Origin of the sequence: Streptomyces sp. NPDC047453 (assembly GCF_040643155.1) — a bacterium.
In the GTDB taxonomy this organism is placed as follows: domain Bacteria; phylum Actinomycetota; class Actinomycetes; order Streptomycetales; family Streptomycetaceae; genus Streptomyces.
On record NZ_JBEYTS010000033.1, the window covers coordinates 34,046 to 49,915 of the forward strand.

15 protein-coding genes and 2 tRNA genes are annotated in these 15,870 nt (G+C 70.7%); 9 read left to right on the forward strand and 8 right to left on the reverse strand.

The window, feature by feature from the left end; all coding sequences use genetic code 11:
• Window positions 1-215 precede the first annotated feature (215 nt).
• Together bldC and ABZ818_RS25640 are read right to left on the reverse strand one after the other, a co-directional pair.
• Window positions 216-422 (reverse strand): developmental transcriptional regulator BldC, encoded by a 207-nt coding sequence (gene bldC, locus ABZ818_RS25635; RefSeq protein WP_003949541.1) that lies wholly within the window; start codon window positions 420-422, stop codon window positions 216-218.
• A 588-nt stretch (window positions 423-1,010) separates the two neighbouring features.
• Window positions 1,011-1,880 (reverse strand): hypothetical protein, encoded by an 870-nt coding sequence (locus tag ABZ818_RS25640; protein ID WP_361419016.1) that lies wholly within the window; start codon window positions 1,878-1,880, stop codon window positions 1,011-1,013.
• 282 nt (window positions 1,881-2,162) lie between these two features.
• Between ABZ818_RS25640 and ABZ818_RS25645 the strand changes: the two genes are divergently transcribed.
• On the forward strand, window positions 2,163-3,275 hold the full coding sequence (locus tag ABZ818_RS25645; RefSeq protein WP_361419019.1) for an amino acid dehydrogenase: 1,113 nt from the start codon (window positions 2,163-2,165) through the stop codon (window positions 3,273-3,275).
• A 299-nt stretch (window positions 3,276-3,574) separates the two neighbouring features.
• Window positions 3,575-3,826 (forward strand): DUF3073 domain-containing protein, encoded by a 252-nt coding sequence (locus tag ABZ818_RS25650; protein ID WP_361419022.1) that lies wholly within the window; start codon window positions 3,575-3,577, stop codon window positions 3,824-3,826.
• Window positions 3,827-3,970: 144 nt separating this feature from the next.
• On the opposite strand, the gene purM is transcribed toward ABZ818_RS25650, so the two are convergent.
• From purM to purS, 6 genes are all read right to left on the reverse strand, one after another.
• The gene (purM, locus tag ABZ818_RS25655) at window positions 3,971-5,038 is read right to left on the reverse strand and encodes a phosphoribosylformylglycinamidine cyclo-ligase (protein ID WP_361419025.1); all 1,068 of its coding nucleotides are present in this window, start codon (window positions 5,036-5,038) and stop codon (window positions 3,971-3,973) included.
• Between the two features lie 32 nt (window positions 5,039-5,070).
• Window positions 5,071-6,600: an amidophosphoribosyltransferase gene (gene purF / locus ABZ818_RS25660; protein ID WP_361419028.1), complete on the reverse strand. Its 1,530-nt coding sequence runs from the start codon at window positions 6,598-6,600 to the stop codon at window positions 5,071-5,073.
• Window positions 6,601-6,835: 235 nt separating this feature from the next.
• On the reverse strand, window positions 6,836-7,633 hold the full coding sequence (locus tag ABZ818_RS25665; RefSeq protein WP_361419031.1) for a sterol carrier family protein: 798 nt from the start codon (window positions 7,631-7,633) through the stop codon (window positions 6,836-6,838).
• 127 nt (window positions 7,634-7,760) lie between these two features.
• Window positions 7,761-10,019 (reverse strand): phosphoribosylformylglycinamidine synthase subunit PurL, encoded by a 2,259-nt coding sequence (gene purL, locus ABZ818_RS25670; protein ID WP_361419034.1) that lies wholly within the window; start codon window positions 10,017-10,019, stop codon window positions 7,761-7,763.
• A complete protein-coding gene (gene purQ, locus ABZ818_RS25675) occupies window positions 10,016-10,696 on the reverse strand; it encodes a phosphoribosylformylglycinamidine synthase subunit PurQ (RefSeq protein ID WP_361419036.1) in 681 nt (226 codons plus the stop codon). Before purQ ends, purL begins: the two co-directional genes overlap by 4 nt.
• Window positions 10,693-10,965: a phosphoribosylformylglycinamidine synthase subunit PurS gene (purS, locus tag ABZ818_RS25680; protein ID WP_190176121.1), complete on the reverse strand. Its 273-nt coding sequence runs from the start codon at window positions 10,963-10,965 to the stop codon at window positions 10,693-10,695. Before purS ends, purQ begins: the two co-directional genes overlap by 4 nt.
• Before the next feature lie 363 nt (window positions 10,966-11,328).
• Between purS and ABZ818_RS25685 the strand changes: the two genes are divergently transcribed.
• The 7 genes from ABZ818_RS25685 (at window position 11,329) to ABZ818_RS25715 (ending at window position 15,864) form a co-directional block, all read left to right on the forward strand.
• Complete coding sequence (locus ABZ818_RS25685; RefSeq protein WP_141359994.1) at window positions 11,329-11,646, forward strand: Lsr2 family protein; 318 nt, start codon at window positions 11,329-11,331, stop codon at window positions 11,644-11,646.
• Between the two features lie 147 nt (window positions 11,647-11,793).
• Window positions 11,794-11,865, forward strand: a tRNA-Gly gene (locus tag ABZ818_RS25690).
• 80 nt (window positions 11,866-11,945) lie between these two features.
• Window positions 11,946-12,018, forward strand: a tRNA-Gly gene (locus tag ABZ818_RS25695).
• A gap of 174 nt (window positions 12,019-12,192) precedes the next feature.
• The gene (locus tag ABZ818_RS25700; protein ID WP_361419040.1) at window positions 12,193-13,179 is read left to right on the forward strand and encodes an ABC transporter ATP-binding protein; all 987 of its coding nucleotides are present in this window, start codon (window positions 12,193-12,195) and stop codon (window positions 13,177-13,179) included.
• Window positions 13,176-13,952, forward strand: a complete 777-nt coding sequence (locus ABZ818_RS25705; RefSeq protein ID WP_361419044.1) for an ABC transporter permease — start codon at window positions 13,176-13,178, stop codon at window positions 13,950-13,952. Before ABZ818_RS25700 ends, ABZ818_RS25705 begins: the two co-directional genes overlap by 4 nt.
• A gap of 41 nt (window positions 13,953-13,993) precedes the next feature.
• Window positions 13,994-15,244: a sensor histidine kinase gene (locus ABZ818_RS25710; RefSeq protein WP_361419047.1), complete on the forward strand. Its 1,251-nt coding sequence runs from the start codon at window positions 13,994-13,996 to the stop codon at window positions 15,242-15,244.
• A complete protein-coding gene (locus ABZ818_RS25715; RefSeq protein ID WP_361419050.1) occupies window positions 15,241-15,864 on the forward strand; it encodes a response regulator transcription factor in 624 nt (207 codons plus the stop codon). Before ABZ818_RS25710 ends, ABZ818_RS25715 begins: the two co-directional genes overlap by 4 nt.
• Window positions 15,865-15,870: the final 6 nt, after the last annotated feature.

The following is a 15,870-nucleotide window of genomic DNA, read 5'->3' on the forward strand; positions in this document are numbered from 1 at the left end:
AGACACCCCGCGGGCTCCGGAAGGCACACAAAAAAGATCGCGCTGGACCCGGCGGAGTCCAGCGCGATCGACGACGCACCCTTGTTCAGTTGCCTGCGGAGCTCAGACGGCTTGGGCGTGGGGCCTGTTGGGGCAGGACCCGTGTCGCTTGGAGCTGTGGTTCCGGGCGCCTCGGCCAGAGGGGGACCAGCCGGTTCGTCCGGTTATTCGGTTGTTCAGGCCTCGCTGCGCTGCTGCGGAATACCCGCGAGCAGCGCGCGGACCTCGGCCTCGCGGTATCGGCGGTGCCCGCCGAGCGTACGGATCGACGTGAGCTTGCCGGCCTTCGCCCAGCGCGTGACCGTCTTGGGGTCGACGCGGAACATGGTGGCGACCTCAGCCGGGGTCAGCAGCGGCTCGGCATCAGGGGTGCGAGCGGTCATGAGCGGCCTCCTCGGGAGAACCGAACCTTCTCGGTTCTTTCCTCTAAATTCTGCACCTTGACCCGCGTTGCCCGAAATGGCGGACGCGAGTCGAGTCGGTTATAGGACGAACGGCTTGTCCTCGGCACTACAACTACACCATCTGTCCAGCCGCGTCGGCCAAACCGATGGAATTGCCCTCCCAGGTGTTCATCAGCGACGGAAGCCGATGGACCATGCCATAGCGGACAGTCACGCCGCTGTGACGATCAGTCACAGCGCGATCAGGAGTCGCCAGACCCCCCAAAGAGTGCAATGCGGAGATTCCGCCCATGGTGGAGCACAGTTGGACGGATGGAGCCCTCCCCGGACTCCTTGTCCTATTTTGGCACGAGGAGTGGCAAGCGGCGCAAGGGTCGGGTAAGTGCCGTCCGTCACCCTTGATGCAAACGCCCGGATCGGAACCTACGTCCCGTCAGCTCCCGGAAACGCCCCCGACCGCACGCCGTTCACCATCCGTTCAACCGTGATTTGCGTCACCCCGGACACGAAATCGCACGAGATCGGACGGGTCGGACGGGCTCGCACGGGCTCGGACCTGGCGCGGCGTCAGTTCGCGGAGCGCCGGTCGCGTACAGCCCGCCAGCGCTCCACGAGCCGCCCGTACGCCTCTCCCGCGGCCGCCCCGTCGCCCTGGCGCAGCGCCTCGATGCCCTCGGCCACATCGGCGGCCGAGTGGTCGCCCTCCAACTCGCCGACCGGCAGCGCGTGCACCAGCCCGCCGTAGTCCAGCTCCACCAGCGAGCGCGGATGGAACTCCTCCAGCCAGCGTCCGACGTCCACCAGGCCGTCGATCAGCGGCCCCTCGTCGACGGCGTCCTTGAGCGCCCGCAGCCCGCGCGCCACCCGCCGCCGCGCCTGCACCATCGGCGTCCGGTAGCGCAGTACCGGCACGTCGCCACCGAAGCCGCCGGGGTCCCCGGCCTCGCCGGAGCCCTTGACGTACTCCCGCTCCTCGTCGGAGACCAGCACGAACCAGTTCAGCGGCACCTGCCAGGTCGCGGTGCGGATCCAGGGGCGGGCGTCGGGGTTGTCGGCCAGCCAGCGCTCGTAGTCCTGGGTGGCCTGGCGGCGCACCACCGGCGGCAGGACCGCGTCCAGCACGGCGGCCGGGAACTCCTCGGCGAGGTCGCCCAGGGCCTGCCAGCCGCGCAGCCGGGTGCGCCAGGGGCAGACGCAGACCACCCCGTCGACGTCGAGCACGAACGCGTCCGGGCTCTCGTGCACCGGAACCGGTACCGGCGGGGTGGGCAGCAGGTCGGCCAGCGAGCGGCGCAGTTCGTCCTGGTAGGAAGGGCGGTCGGGGCGGCGGGCATAGCGCGCCCAGTGGCTGCGCTCCGGCTCCGGGAAGGCGGCCAGCGGCTCGTAGACGCGCAAGTAGGTCGCGTACGGGACGACCACGGAGGACACCTTGGGCACGCCTGCTCCCTCCCCACCGGACCGGACCCGAAACCCGCCCGGCCCGCACCCGGGTGGACGGAAAACCACTGCAAATCGTCCCACGCCCGGGTGGCGGCGTACTCCGGGGGAGGGTGATCCCCACCACCAGGGTCATGGAAGGCGGGGTCAGGGTCTAATCTCCTGCTGAGCGGCCCACCGGCCGCCGCACACCACCCCTCCTCCCGCCTCCGCCACCACAACGCGCGAGGGTCCTCGGAGGGCCAGTCCCCGCTCGCCGCTACTTCCCCGGGAGTCACCACCGTGACCGACGTGACCAACGGCGTCCTGCACACCCTGTTCCACTCGGAGCAGGGGGGTCATGAGCAAGTCGTGCTCTGTCAGGACCGCGCCAGCGGCCTCAAGGCCGTCATCGCCATCCACTCCACCGCTCTGGGCCCCGCGCTCGGCGGTACGCGCTTCTACCCGTACGCGAACGAGGAGCAGGCCGTCGCCGACGCGCTGAACCTCGCGCGCGGCATGTCGTACAAGAACGCCATGGCCGGCCTCCGTCACGGTGGCGGCAAGGCCGTGATCATCGGTGACCCGGAGCAGATCAAGACCGAGGAACTGCTGCTCGCCTACGGGCGGTTCGTCGCCTCGCTCGGCGGGCGCTACGTCACCGCCTGCGACGTCGGCACGTACGTGGCCGACATGGACGTCGTGGCGCGCGAGTGCCGCTGGACCACCGGCCGCTCGCCCGAGAACGGCGGCGCCGGCGACTCCTCGGTGCTGACCTCCTTCGGTGTCTACCAGGGCATGCGCGCCTCCGCCCAGCACCTGTGGGGCGACCCGTCGCTGCGTGACCGCAAGGTCGGCATCGCCGGCGTCGGCAAGGTCGGGCACCACCTCGTCGAGCACCTGCTCAAGGAGGGCGCCCAGGTCGTGATCACGGACGTCCGGCAGGACGCCGTGCGGCGCATCGTCGACAAGCACCCCGCGGTTCAGGTGGCGGCCGACACCGACGCGCTGATCCGCACCGAGGGGCTGGACGTCTACGCCCCCTGCGCGCTCGGCGGTGCTCTGAACGACGACACCGTGCCGGTGCTGACCGCCAAGGTGGTGTGCGGTGCGGCCAACAACCAGCTCGCCCACCCGGGTGTCGAGAAGGATCTGGCCGACCGTTCGATCCTCTACGCGCCGGACTACGTGGTGAACGCCGGCGGTGTCATCCAGGTCGCCGACGAGCTGAACGGCTTCGACTTCGACCGGTGCAAGGCGAAGGCGTCGGAGATCTTCGACACCACGCTGGCCATATTCGCACGTGCGAAGGAAGACGGGATTCCGCCGGCCGCGGCGGCCGACCGGATCGCCGAGCAGCGGATGTCGGAGGCCAGGGCCGCCAAGGCCGCCGGGGGAGCCCGGGCCGCGGGCTGACGGCACGGCGGACGTCACGCGTCCGCGCGGTACCTGCCGGTGGACAGTTGGAGAGAACTCTCACTTCCACCGGCGGGTCGTCTGCGGATAAGTGGTTAAAATCGCCACTGACCAGCAAGGACAGGCTTCCTCGACGGTCCTGTGCACACGCGCGTCCGGTGGGCGACGTACCGTATGGGCGTGGGCTCAGGTACCGTGGAAGCCCTACGGACCGGTCTCTCCACGGAGAGCCCGTTCCGGATCATGAACGCGTGTCAGACTCTGGGGCCGTTGAGCCCCGTCGTTGAGGGGGTCGAGCCATGGGGCGCGGCCGGGCCAAGGCCAAGCAGACGAAGGTCGCCCGCCAGCTGAAGTACAACAGCGGTGGGACGGATCTCTCACGCCTGGCCGAGGAGCTGGGCGCATCGACGTCGAATCAGTCACCGAACGGTGACCGTTTCGAGGACGATGAGCATGACGACGACCTGTACTCACGGTACGCCGAGTTGTACGAGGACGACGACGAGGACGAGGACGACAACTCCTCGCGGCAACACCGTCGCGGCGCATAGCGCCCGCGGCGGCTCAGCCGTTTCCTGCGTGCCGTAGGCATCGCACCTCACCCGGTCCGGGGCTCACGCACCGGACCGGGTTTCGTGCGCCCGCCGACGCCCACCGGGCGCCGGCGGCCGGAGCGTGCCGGTCACAGGTGTGGTTCACGCGTGGTCCCCCACCAGGGCCGCGCCCGTGGTGTGCTCGCCGCGGTCGATGATCTCGCCGGCCACCCAGGCGTCGAGCCCGCGGTCGGCCAAGGTGGCGAGGGCCACGTCGACCGACTCCTCGGGCACGATCGCGATCATGCCCACGCCCATGTTGAGGGTCTTCTCCAGCTCCAGCCGCTCGACGTCGCCGGTCTTGGCGACCAGGTCGAAGACGGGGGCCGGGGTCCAGGTGGAGCGGTCGACCACGGCGTGCAGGCCGTCCGGGATCACCCGGGCCAGGTTGGCGGCGAGACCGCCGCCGGTCACGTGGCTGAAGGCGTGCACCTCGGTGGTGCGGATCAGCGCCAGGCAGTCCAGCGAGTAGATCCTGGTCGGCTCCAGCAGCTCCTCGCCGAGGGTGCGGCCGAGGTCCTCGACGTGCCCCTCCAGCGGCAGCCCGGCCCGGTCCAGCAGCACGTGCCTGACCAGGGAGTACCCGTTGGAGTGAAGCCCGGAGGCCGCCATGGCGATCACCGCGTCACCCGTACGGATGCGATCGGGGCCGAGCAGCCGGTCCGCCTCCACGACGCCCGTGCCGGCGCCGGCGACGTCGAAGTCGTCCTCGCCGAGCAGGCCCGGGTGTTCCGCCGTCTCGCCGCCGATCAGCGCGCAGCCGGCCAGGACGCAGCCCTCGGCGATGCCCTTGACGATGGCGGCGACCCGCTCGGGGTGGACCTTGCCGACGCAGATGTAGTCGGTCATGAACAGCGGCTCGGCGCCGCACACGACGATGTCGTCCATGACCATGGCGACCAGGTCGTGGCCGATGGTGTCGTACACGCCGAGCCGGCGGGCGATGTCGACCTTGGTGCCGACGCCGTCCGTGGCGGAGGCGAGCAGCGGGCGCTCGTAGCGCTTGAGGGCGGAGGCGTCGAAGAGGCCGGCGAAGCCGCCGAGGCCGCCGAGCACCTCGGGGCGGCCGGTCTTCTTCACCCACTCCTTCATGAGCTCTACGGCGCGGTCGCCCGCCTCGATGTCGACGCCCGCGCTCGCGTAGCTGGCGCCAGTGGTCTCGGAAGACATGACCTTGGGAACCTTCGTGTCGTCTTGCGTGCTTACGGGCGGCGGATCGCGTCGGCCGCGGCCGTGGCGGCCGGCCCGGCGGCCAGCTCGGACTCCAGCAGCTGCTTGCCGAGCAGCTCGGGGTCGGGCAGCTCCATCGGGTACTCGCCGTCGAAGCAGGCGCGGCACAGGTTCGGCTTGGCGATGGTGGTCGCCTCGATCATGCCGTCAATGGAGATGTACGCCAGCGAGTCGGCTCCCAGCGAGGTGCCGATCTCGTCGATGCTCATGCCGTTGGCGATGAGCTCGGCCCGGGTGGCGAAGTCGATGCCGAAGAAGCAGGGCCACTTCACCGGCGGCGAGGAGATCCGGATGTGGACCTCGGCGGCACCGGCCTCGCGCAGCATCCGCACCAGGGCCCGCTGGGTGTTGCCGCGCACGATCGAGTCGTCGACGACGACCAGGCGCTTGCCCTTGATGACTTCCTTCAGCGGGTTCAGCTTCAGGCGGATGCCGATCTGGCGGATGGTCTGCGAGGGCTGGATGAAGGTGCGGCCGACGTAGGCGTTCTTCACCAGTCCGCTGCCGAAGGGGATGCCGGACGCCTCCGCGTAGCCGATGGCGGCGGGGGTGCCGGACTCCGGGGTGGCTATGACGAGGTCGGCCTCGACGGGGGCCTCCTTCGCCAGGCGGCGGCCCATCTCGACGCGTGAGAGGTAGACGTTCCGGCCGGCGATGTCGGTGTCCGGGCGGGCCAGGTACACGTACTCGAAGACACAGCCCTTGGGCTTCGCTTCCGCGAATCGGGACGTGCGCAGACCGTTCTCGTCGATGGCGACGAACTCGCCGGGCTCGATCTCCCGGACGAAGCTGGCACCGGTGATGTCCAGCGCGGCGGTCTCCGAGGCGACGACCCAGCCACGCTCCAGGCGGCCCAGGACCAGCGGGCGGATGCCCTGCGGGTCACGGGCGGCGTAGAGCGTGTGCTCGTCCATGAAGACGAGGCTGAAGGCGCCCTTGACCTGCGGCAGGACGGTGTGGGCCGCCTCCTCGATGGTCAGCGGCTTGCCGTCGGCGTCGACCTGGGCGGCCAGCAGGGCCGTGAGCAGGTCGGTGTCGTTGGTGGCCGCGACGCGGGTGGAGCGCCCGTTGTTGTCCTTCGGCAGGTCGGCGACCAGCTCGGCGAGCCGGGCGGTGTTGACCAGGTTCCCGTTGTGGCCGAGAGCGATCGATCCGTGCGCGGTGGCACGGAACGTCGGCTGGGCGTTCTCCCACACGGAGGCGCCGGTGGTCGAGTAGCGGGCGTGTCCGACCGCGATATGACCTTGGAGGGAGCCGAGCGAGGTCTCGTCGAAGACCTGGGAAACCAGTCCCATGTCCTTGAAGACGAGGATCTGGGAGCCGTTGCTGACCGCGATACCCGCGGATTCCTGGCCCCGATGCTGGAGGGCGTAGAGCCCGAAGTACGTGAGTTTTGCGACCTCTTCACCCGGAGCCCAGACACCGAAGACGCCGCACGCGTCCTGGGGGCCCTTCTCACCGGGGAGCAGGTCGTGGTTGAGTCGTCCGTCACCACGTGGCACGGCTCCGAGTGTAGGCGAGGTCGACCACTGGTCCGAATTGGGGGATGCGCGCCGGTCCGGTACCGCTCTCGCGCCGCTTCCCGTGCCCCGTCGCCGTTTTAGCAGGTCAGAGAGCTGCATCGATGATCCATCCGCTGACGATGGTGCCGCAGGGAAGGCGCTGCGGACTTTTCCGGGATGGACATGAGTGAGGTGTCGCACATCATTCGGGCCGTGAACGCCATGGGGAGCGGGTTCAGGCCAGGAGCGGAAGCAGCCCACTGAGATCGGCCCGCTCCCCGCTCGCGCTGACCTCGGCGGCCGCCACGGCGTCCTGCCACGCCAGCCGGCCGGCGGCCAGCCGGACCCAGGTCAGCGGGTCGGTCTCGACGACGTTGGGCGGAGTGCCGCGGGTGTGCCGGGGGCCCTGCACGCACTGCACGACGGCGTACGGCGGGATGCGCACCTCGGTCGATCCGCCGGGCGCGCGGGCGGCGAGCGCGTCGGCCAGCAGCCGGGTGGCGGCGGCCAGCGCCTGGCGTTCGTAGGGGATGTCCAGGCCCGGCACGGCGGCGTTCAGGTCGTCGGTGTGGACGACGAGTTCGACGGCGCGGGTGACGACGTAGTCGGCCAGCGGCAGGGCGCCCGCGCTGGTGCCGAGCAGCCGGGTGCCGGGGTGCCCGGTGACAGCGGCCGTGAAGTTCCGCTCGGCGGCGTCGAGGCAGGCGACGAGGTCGGGGTTGCGCTCGGCGAGCTCGCGGGCGTGTGCCGCGATGGCCGGGGCATCGGCGCCGATGGCCGACGGCCAGTCGAGCAGGGTGCCGTCCTGCCGTGCAGGCTCGGGCCGGTCGAGCAGCCGGCCGACGGCCGACAGGACCATGCCGACGTGGGCGACCAGATCCCGCACGGTCCAGTCACCGAGCCGCGTGGGCAGCGCGAGCTGCTCGGGAGACAGCGTGCGTACGGCGTCCCGCACATGACCGAACTGCGCCAGCACGGCGGCGCGGGTCTTGCCGGGGTCGTAGGTCCGGGTGCGCTTCTTGACCGGGGGCATGGCGGCGAGCCTATGCCTTCACGGCTCGGCCGCCTCGGCCTGTGACCGGCGGCCGCGCCCGTGCGGAACGCACAGGCGGGCCCCGCCCTGGACCGGGCGGGGCCCGCACCGCGTATGCCGAGGGGGCTTACGCCAGCAGCGCCGGAATCGTTCCCTCGTGGGCGTCGCGCAGTTCGGCCAGGGGCAGCTCGAACTCGCCCTGGACCTCGATCGCGTCGCCGTCCACGACACCGATGCGGGTGACGGGCAGACCGCGCGCGCCGCACATGTCGTTGAAGCGGACCTCCTCGGAGCGCGGCACGGCGACGATCGCGCGGCCGGCCGACTCCGACAGGAGGAAGGTGAACGCGTCCAGGCCGTCGGGTACGACCAGACGCGCGCCCTTGCCGCCCAGGAGGGCGGACTCCACGACCGCCTGCACGAGGCCGCCGTCGGACAGGTCGTGCGCGGAGTCGATCATGCCGTCGCGGGAGGCGGAGATCAGGATCTCGGCCAGCAGCCGCTCACGCTCCAGGTCGACCTTCGGGGGCAGGCCGCCGAGGTGGTCGTGGACCACCTGCGACCAGGCCGAGCCGCCGAACTCCTCGCGGGTGTCGCCGAGGAGGTACAGCAGCTGGCCCTCCTCCTGGAAGGCGACCGGGGTGCGGCGGGAGACGTCGTCGATCACACCGAGGACGGCGACGACCGGGGTCGGGTGGATGGCGGCCTCGCCCGTCTGGTTGTAGAGCGAGACGTTGCCGCCGGTCACCGGGGTGCCCAGCTGCTTGCAGCCGTCCGCCAGGCCGCGCACGGCCTCCGCGAACTGCCACATCACGGCCGGGTCCTCGGGCGAGCCGAAGTTCAGGCAGTCGGAGACCGCCAGCGGCTTCGCGCCCGTGGTGGCGACGTTGCGGTACGCCTCCGCCAGCGCGAGCTGGGCGCCCGTGTACGGGTCGAGCTTGGCGTAGCGGCCGTTGCCGTCGGTGGCGAGGGCGACTCCGAGGCCGGTCTCCTCGTCGATCCGGATCATGCCGGAGTCCTCGGGCATGGCCAGCACGGTGTTGCCCTGCACGAAGTGGTCGTACTGCTGGGTGATCCACTTCTTGGACGCCTGGTTCGGGGACGCCACGAGCTTCAGGACCTGGTCCTTCAGCTCCTCGGCCGTCCGCGGGCGCGGCAGCTTGTTCGCGTCGTCGGCCTGGAGGGCGTCCTGCCACTGGGGGCGCGCGTACGGGCGCTCGTAGACCGGGCCCTCGTGGGCGACCGTGCGCGGGTCGACATCGACGATCTTGCCGCCGTGCCAGTAGATCTCCAGCCGGTCGCCGTCCGTCACCTCGCCGATGACGGTGGCGATGACGTCCCACTTCTCGCAGATCTCCAGGAAGCGGTCGACCTTCTCCGGTTCGACCACCGCGCACATGCGCTCCTGCGACTCGCTCATGAGGATCTCCTCGGGCGAGAGCGTGGAGTCGCGCAGCGGGACGTCGTCCAGGGTGACGCGCATGCCGCCGGAGCCGTTGGAGGCCAGTTCGCTCGTCGCGCAGGACAGGCCGGCCGCGCCGAGGTCCTGGATGCCGACGACCAGCTTCTCGGCGAAGGCCTCCAGGGTGCACTCGATGAGCAGCTTCTCCTGGAAGGGGTCGCCGACCTGGACCGCGGGGCGCTTGGACGGCTTGGCGTCGTCGAAGGTCTCCGAGGCGAGGATCGACGCGCCGCCGATGCCGTCGCCGCCCGTGCGGGCGCCGTACAGGATGACCTTGTTGCCCGTGCCCGAGGCCTTGGCCAGGTGGATGTCCTCGTGCCGCATCACGCCGATGCAGCCTGCGTTGACCAGCGGGTTGCCCTGGTAGCAGGCGTCGAAGACGACCTCGCCGCCGATGTTGGGCAGGCCCAGGCAGTTGCCGTAGCCGCCGATGCCCGCCACCACGCCGGGGAGCACCCGCTTGGTGTCGGGGTGGTTGGCGGCGCCGAAGCGCAGAGGGTCGACGACGGCGACCGGGCGCGCGCCCATCGCGATGATGTCGCGCACGATGCCGCCGACGCCCGTGGCCGCGCCCTGGTAGGGCTCGACGTAGGAGGGGTGGTTGTGCGACTCGACCTTGAAGGTGACCGCGTAGCCCTGGCCGACGTCCACCACACCGGCGTTCTCGCCGATGCCGACGAGCAGGGCGTCGTTCTCGGGGGCCTTCTCGCCGAACTGGCGCAGGTGCACCTTGGAGGACTTGTACGAACAGTGCTCGGACCACATCACGGAGTACATGGCGAGCTCGGCGCCGGTCGGGCGGCGGCCCAGGATCTCCACGACCCGCTCGTACTCGTCCTTCTTCAGACCGAGTTCGGCCCAGGGCAGCTCGACGTCGGGGGTCGCGGCCGCGTGCTCGACCGTGTCCAGAGGCGTCCTGCTCATGCGGTGACCAGCTTCTTGAGGATCGAGGTGAAGAAGGGCAGGCCGTCGGTACGTCCCGTACCGATCAGCGGCTCGGTGGCGTGCTCGGGGTGCGGCATGAGGCCCACGACGTTGCCGGCCTCGTTGGTGATGCCGGCGATGTCCCGCAGGGAGCCGTTGGGGTTGCCGTCCAGGTACCGGAAGGCGACGCGGCCCTCCGCCTCCAGCTTGTCCAGCGTGTACGTGTCGGCGACGTACCGGCCGTCCATGTTCTTCAGCGGGATGTGGATCTCCTGGCCGGCGGTGTAGTCGCTCGTCCAGGCGGTCGACGCGTTCTCCACCCGCAGCTTCTGGTCGCGGCAGATGAAGTGCAGGTGGTCGTTGCCGAGCATCGCGCCCGGGAGGAGGTGGGCCTCGGTGAGGACCTGGAAGCCGTTGCAGATGCCGAGCACCGGCAGGCCGGCCCTCGCCTGCTCGATGACGGTCCCCATCACCGGCGAGAAGCGGGAGATGGCGCCGGCCCGCAGATAGTCGCCGTAGGAGAAACCGCCCGGCAGGACGACCGCGTCGACCTGCTTGAGGTCCTTGTCCCGGTGCCAGAGGGCGACCGGTTCGGCGCCGGCGAGGCGGATCGCCCGCTGGGTGTCACGGTCGTCCAGGCTGCCCGGGAAAGTGACGACGCCAATACGAGCGGTCACTTCGCGGCCCCCGCGACTACGTCATCGGACTCGACCTTGACGGTGAAGTCCTCGATCACGGTGTTGGCGAGGAAGGATTCGGCAAGATCGTGAATGCGGGCGAGCGCGGCCTCGTCGACGGGCCCGTCCACTTCCAGTTCGAATCGCTTTCCCTGACGGACGTCGGAGATGCCTTCGAAACCCAGCCGCGGCAGTGCGCGCTGCACCGCCTGGCCCTGGGGGTCGAGGATCTCCGGCTTGAGCATGACGTCGACTACGACGCGTGCCACTGGCACTCCCGGTGTGTGGTGCTGAGCAGGTTCCTTCAGACTACCCGCACAAAATTTCTACGCGAGTAGACTCGTAGGAATCTACGTGACGCCCGTCACGGCCCCACACCGTTGGGCGGTCTTCGTGAAAAGTTCTGGGAAAGTTCGGTGTTCGGCGGCCGATCCGGTATTGCACCGGGACACGCGGACAGATTTAGTCGGGCTTCCCATTGCAATGCCTGGCACTGTACAAATGAATTGGCAACAGCCGATACTTTTCCCGATAACAGGCGGACAGTCGGCATCTCCAACATCTCCGCACGTCATGCACGGCATGGCGGAGCAGGTGAGCCGCAGAGGTGTCGCACGAAGGGACCGATATTCGTGGCGCAGCGTGTCGTGGTCACTCTCTTTGACGACATCGACGGCTCGGAAGCGGCGGAGACGATCGCCTTCGGACTGGACGGCAAGTTCTATGAGATCGACCTGAACCAAGCCAATGCCAAGAAACTGCGTAAGGCGCTCGCGCCGTACGTGGAAGCCGGCCGCAAACGGTCGAAGTCGGGCAAGACCTACCGGCAGACGGAGGTCGCCCCCGATCCCGCCGCCGTCCGCGCCTGGGCGCAGGCCCACAAAATGGACGTGCCGGCCCGCGGCCGCATCCCCAAGAAGGTCTACGAGGCGTTCAGCGCGGCCCAGTGACGGGTCGCGCCCGAAGCGCCCGGCCGTGGTCCAGGGCCCGTCAGTGGGCCCTGGGGACAACCGACTTGCGCACACCCCCTGTTGATCAGCTAATGTCTGGAGCACGCCGAGGGGCGAGGCCGGAAGGCCGAGACCCACGGAGTCCATGCGGGTGTAGTTCAGTAGTAGAACATCCCCCTTCCAGGGGGAAGGCGCAGTGTGCAATTCCTGTCACCCGCTCTGCACCGCCGGCCCGACCACTCCTGTGGATCAGGTAGGCTGGTGCTCGCGCCGATCGGTGGGAGCCGGTCGGAGGCAATGCGGACGTAGCTCAGTTGGTAGAGCGCAACCTTGCCAAGGTTGAGGTCGCGAGTTCGAGCCTCGTCGTCCGCTCGGGAAAAAGACCCCGGTCCATCGGATCGGGGTCTTTTCGTTGTCCCCGGGATCTGCTCTGGTCCGCGGTATCCACCCCGGTCCGCGCCGTCTCCCGGTCGCTCTGACATTTGTCATGCCGGGTGATGACACCGCGCACTGCTGTGGCGCCCCGGCCACCGGGACGCTGGATCCATGGACACGGACGAGCACGTGATTGAGGTGACCGGCCTCCAGCGGGTGTACGAGGGCGGATTCGAGGCGGTGCGCGGTATCTCCTTCCACGTGGCCCCGGGCGAGATCTTCGCGCTGCTGGGCACCAACGGCGCCGGCAAGACCTCGACGGTCGAACTCCTGGAGGGCCTCGCGGCACCGACCTCGGGGCGCGTACGGGTGCTCGGACACGACCCGTACACCGAGCGGGCGCTGGTGCGGCCGCGCACCGGGGTGATGCTCCAGGAGGGCGGCTTCCCCTCCGAGCTGACCGTCGCCGAGACCGCGCGGATGTGGGCGGGCTGTGTCAGCGGGGCCCGCCCGCCCCGCGAGGTGCTGGCGCTGGTCGGACTCGAGCGGCGGACGGACGTACGGGTCAAGCAGCTGTCCGGCGGCGAACGGCGCCGCCTGGACCTGGCGCTCGCGCTGCTCGGCGAGCCCGAGGTGCTGTTCCTGGACGAGCCGACGACCGGGCTGGACGCCGAAGGACGCCGGGACACCTGGGAGTTGGTGCGGGCGCTGCGCGACGGCGGGACGACCGTGCTGCTCACCACGCACTACCTGGAGGAGGCCGAAGGGCTCGCCGACCGGATCGCGATCCTGCACGAGGGACGCATCGCGGCCGCCGGGACCCCGGCCGAGGTGACCGCCGCGCAGCCGTCCCGGATCTCCTTCGAACTACCCATGGGCTTCTTCCTGGGCGACCTGCCCCCGCTCGCCGAACTGGGCGTGTGCGGTCACGAGTTGGACGGCCGCGCCGTACGGCTGCGCACCCGCGAACTCCAGCGGACCGCCACGGAACTGCTGCTGTGGGCCCGGCGGGCCGGAGTCGAAATGCGCGCGCTCGACGTGCGGTCGGCCTCGCTGGAGGAGGCGTTCCTCGGCATCGCGCGGGACGCCGCCGCGCCTCGGACGAAGGAGCACAAGGAGCACAAGGAGCACGAGGAACACAAGGAGCACGCAGCATGAGCGCCGCCGTCACCACCCCCGCCGGCCGGATGGCCGCGCTCGCGCGTGCCGAGCTGGCCCTGCTGGCCCGCAGCCGGAGCGCCCTGGTGGCGGGCGTGCTCCTGCCGCTGGTGCTGCCGTTCAGCGTGCGGACGGCGGCCGCGCAGATGAACCTGAAGGACGCCGGGCTGACCATCGGGCTGGTCATCCTGCCCGCCGCGATCGGCTTCTCCCTGCTGTTCGCCGTGTACTCCACTCTGGTCAGCGTGTTCGTCTCCCGGCGCGAGCAACTGGTCCTCAAGCGGCTGCGCACGGGCGAGCTGCGGGACTCCGAGATCCTCACCGGGGCCGCGCTGCCGGCCGTCGCCACAGGCCTCGTCCAGTGCCTGCTGCTGACCGGCGCGTGCACCGCGCTGCTCCACGTCCCCGCCCCGCGCGCGCCCCACCTCGCCGTCGCCGGGCTGCTGTCGGGTCTGCTGCTCAGCGTGCTGCTGGCGGCCGTCACCGCGGGCTTCACCCGGACCACCGAGAGCTCCCAGGTCACCTCGCTCCCGCTGCTGATGGTCTCGATGGTGGGCTCCGGGCTGACTGTGCCGCTGGAGCTGCTGCCCGAGCGGCTGGCCCGGTTCTGCGAGCTGCTGCCGATGACTCCGGTGATCACGCTGGTGCGCGGCGGCTGGACCGGAGACCTGAGCGTCTACGACACCCTTCGGGCCCTGGCCGTCGCGCTGGCCTGGATCGCGATCGCGGTGTTTGCTGTACGGCGCCGGTTCCGCTGGGAGCCGAGGCGCTGAGAGGTGGCGTGAGAGGCAGGGGGAGAGTGGGGGAAGAGACCATGCGCGGACCCGTTGGCTGGTGGCGCGGCAAGAGCACGCCGGCGAAGGTCGAGACGTACACACGGTGGTCGTTCCACTTCTTCGCGCTGATCGAGGCGGTCACTCTCGGACTCTCGGCCTTCCGGGAAGTGGGGCCGAACCCGGGGACCTGGCTGCTGCTTCTGGCGTGCGGACACTCCTTGACCTGTGCGGTGACGGCGTCCCGGGCGCTGGACTGGACACGCGGCCGCCGTCCACAGCCCGTGCGGATGCTGTGGACGCTGGCCGCCGTCACCGCGGCGACCGCCACCGTGGCGATCGCGGTGGCGGAGCGCACGCACGGCCCCAAGGCCGACGAGGTCGTCACCGCGGCCGGCTCCGTCTTCGGGGGCGTGCTGGTCCTGGGCGCCGGCATCATCGCGCTCGGCGTGCGCAACCGGCGGCGTGTGGTCGCGATCGTGCTGGGCTTCGCGGCCGGCGCCGGTCTCTGCGCCTTCCCGTTGGGCATCGCCGCGCTGGCCACGGCGGGCGCGGTGCTGGTCGGCGGCGCGTTCGTCGCCTTCACCTCCGTCTTCTCCGTGTGGCTGCTGGACGCCGTCTACGCGCTCGACGAGGCCCGGGAGACCCGCGCCCGGCTCGCGGTCGCCGAGGAGCGGCTGCGGTTCGGGCGGGACCTGCACGACGTGCTGGGGCGCAACCTCGCGGTGATCGCTCTGAAGGCGGAACTGGCCGTGCAACTGGGCCGGCGCGGCCGGCCCGAGGCGGTGGAGCAGATGATCGAGGTGCAGCGGCTGGCCCAGGAGTCGCAGCGCGAGGTCCGTGCCGTGGTCCGCGGCTACCGGGAGGCCGACCTCGCCGCGGAACTCGCCGGCGCCCAGGGCGTCCTGGCGGCGGCCGGCATCGACTGCGCGGTCACCGGCTCGACGGCCGGTCTGCCCGCGCCGGTGCAGTCCGCGCTCGCCTGGGTCGTCCGGGAGGCCGCCACGAACGTGCTGCGGCACGGAGACGCCCAGCGGTGCACCGTGTCCCTGCGCGTCGCAGGCGGCCGGGCCGAGCTGTGCGTCGAGAACGACGGGGTGCCCGACTCCCCCGCCGGTGACCGGCCGGGCTCCGGGCTCGCCGGTCTGCGGGAACGGCTGTCGGAACTCGACGGCACCCTGCGGGCGGGTCCCGCGGAACGCGGCCGGTTCCGGCTGACCGCCGAGGTGCCGCTGCCGCCGCCCGCCGCCGATCCCGAGACCGCCCGTCCGTTGAGCGAGGCCACCCGATGACGACGTCCCCCGTGCCCGTACGGCTGCTGCTGGCCGACGACGAGCACCTGATCCGCGGCGCGCTCGCCGCCCTGCTCTCGCTGGAGGACGACCTGCTGGTCGTCGCGGAGGCGGCGAGCGGGCCGGAGGCGCTGGCCATGGCGCGGGCACACGTGCCCGACGTGGCCGTGCTGGATCTGCAGATGCCGGGCGCGGACGGTGTGAAGGTCGCCACATCCCTGCGGGCCGAGCTGCCGGACTGCCGGGTGCTGATCGTGACCAGTCACGGACGGCCCGGACACCTGAAGCGGGCGCTAGCCGCGGGTGTGCGCGGGTTCGTCCCGAAGACCGTCAGCGCCCAGCGGCTCGCCGAGATCATCCGCACCGTGCATGCCGGAAACCGCTACGTCGACCCGGAGTTGGCCGCGGACGCGATCTCCGCCGGGGACTCCCCACTGACCGCGCGGGAGGCCGAGGTACTGGAGTTCGCCGCCGACGGGGCACCGGTCGCGGAGATCGCGGAGCGGGCCGCGCTGTCACCGGGGACCGTACGGAACTACCTGTCGTCGGCCGTGACCAAACTGAGCGCGGAGAATCGACATGCGGCAGTACGGCTCGCACGGGAGCGAGGTTGGGTATAGTTGGCC

Excerpts from the sequence above, each read along its gene's own strand:
- ABZ818_RS25665 (WP_361419031.1), bottom strand. The coding sequence starts at position 7,633 with ATGCCCCCGGTCAAGAAGCGCACCCGGACCTACGACCCCGGCAAGACC.
- ABZ818_RS25715 (WP_361419050.1), top strand. The coding sequence starts at position 15,241 with ATGACGACGTCCCCCGTGCCCGTACGGCTGCTGCTGGCCGACGACGAG.
- bldC (WP_003949541.1), bottom strand. The coding sequence starts at position 422 with ATGACCGCTCGCACCCCTGATGCCGAGCCGCTGCTGACCCCGGCTGAG.
- ABZ818_RS25705 (WP_361419044.1), top strand. The coding sequence starts at position 13,176 with ATGAGCGCCGCCGTCACCACCCCCGCCGGCCGGATGGCCGCGCTCGCG.
- purM (WP_361419025.1), bottom strand. The coding sequence starts at position 5,038 with ATGTCTTCCGAGACCACTGGCGCCAGCTACGCGAGCGCGGGCGTCGAC.
- ABZ818_RS25650 (WP_361419022.1), top strand. The coding sequence starts at position 3,575 with ATGGGGCGCGGCCGGGCCAAGGCCAAGCAGACGAAGGTCGCCCGCCAG.
- ABZ818_RS25710 (WP_361419047.1), top strand. The coding sequence starts at position 13,994 with ATGCGCGGACCCGTTGGCTGGTGGCGCGGCAAGAGCACGCCGGCGAAG.
- ABZ818_RS25700 (WP_361419040.1), top strand. The coding sequence starts at position 12,193 with ATGGACACGGACGAGCACGTGATTGAGGTGACCGGCCTCCAGCGGGTG.
- purL (WP_361419034.1), bottom strand. The coding sequence starts at position 10,019 with ATGAGCAGGACGCCTCTGGACACGGTCGAGCACGCGGCCGCGACCCCC.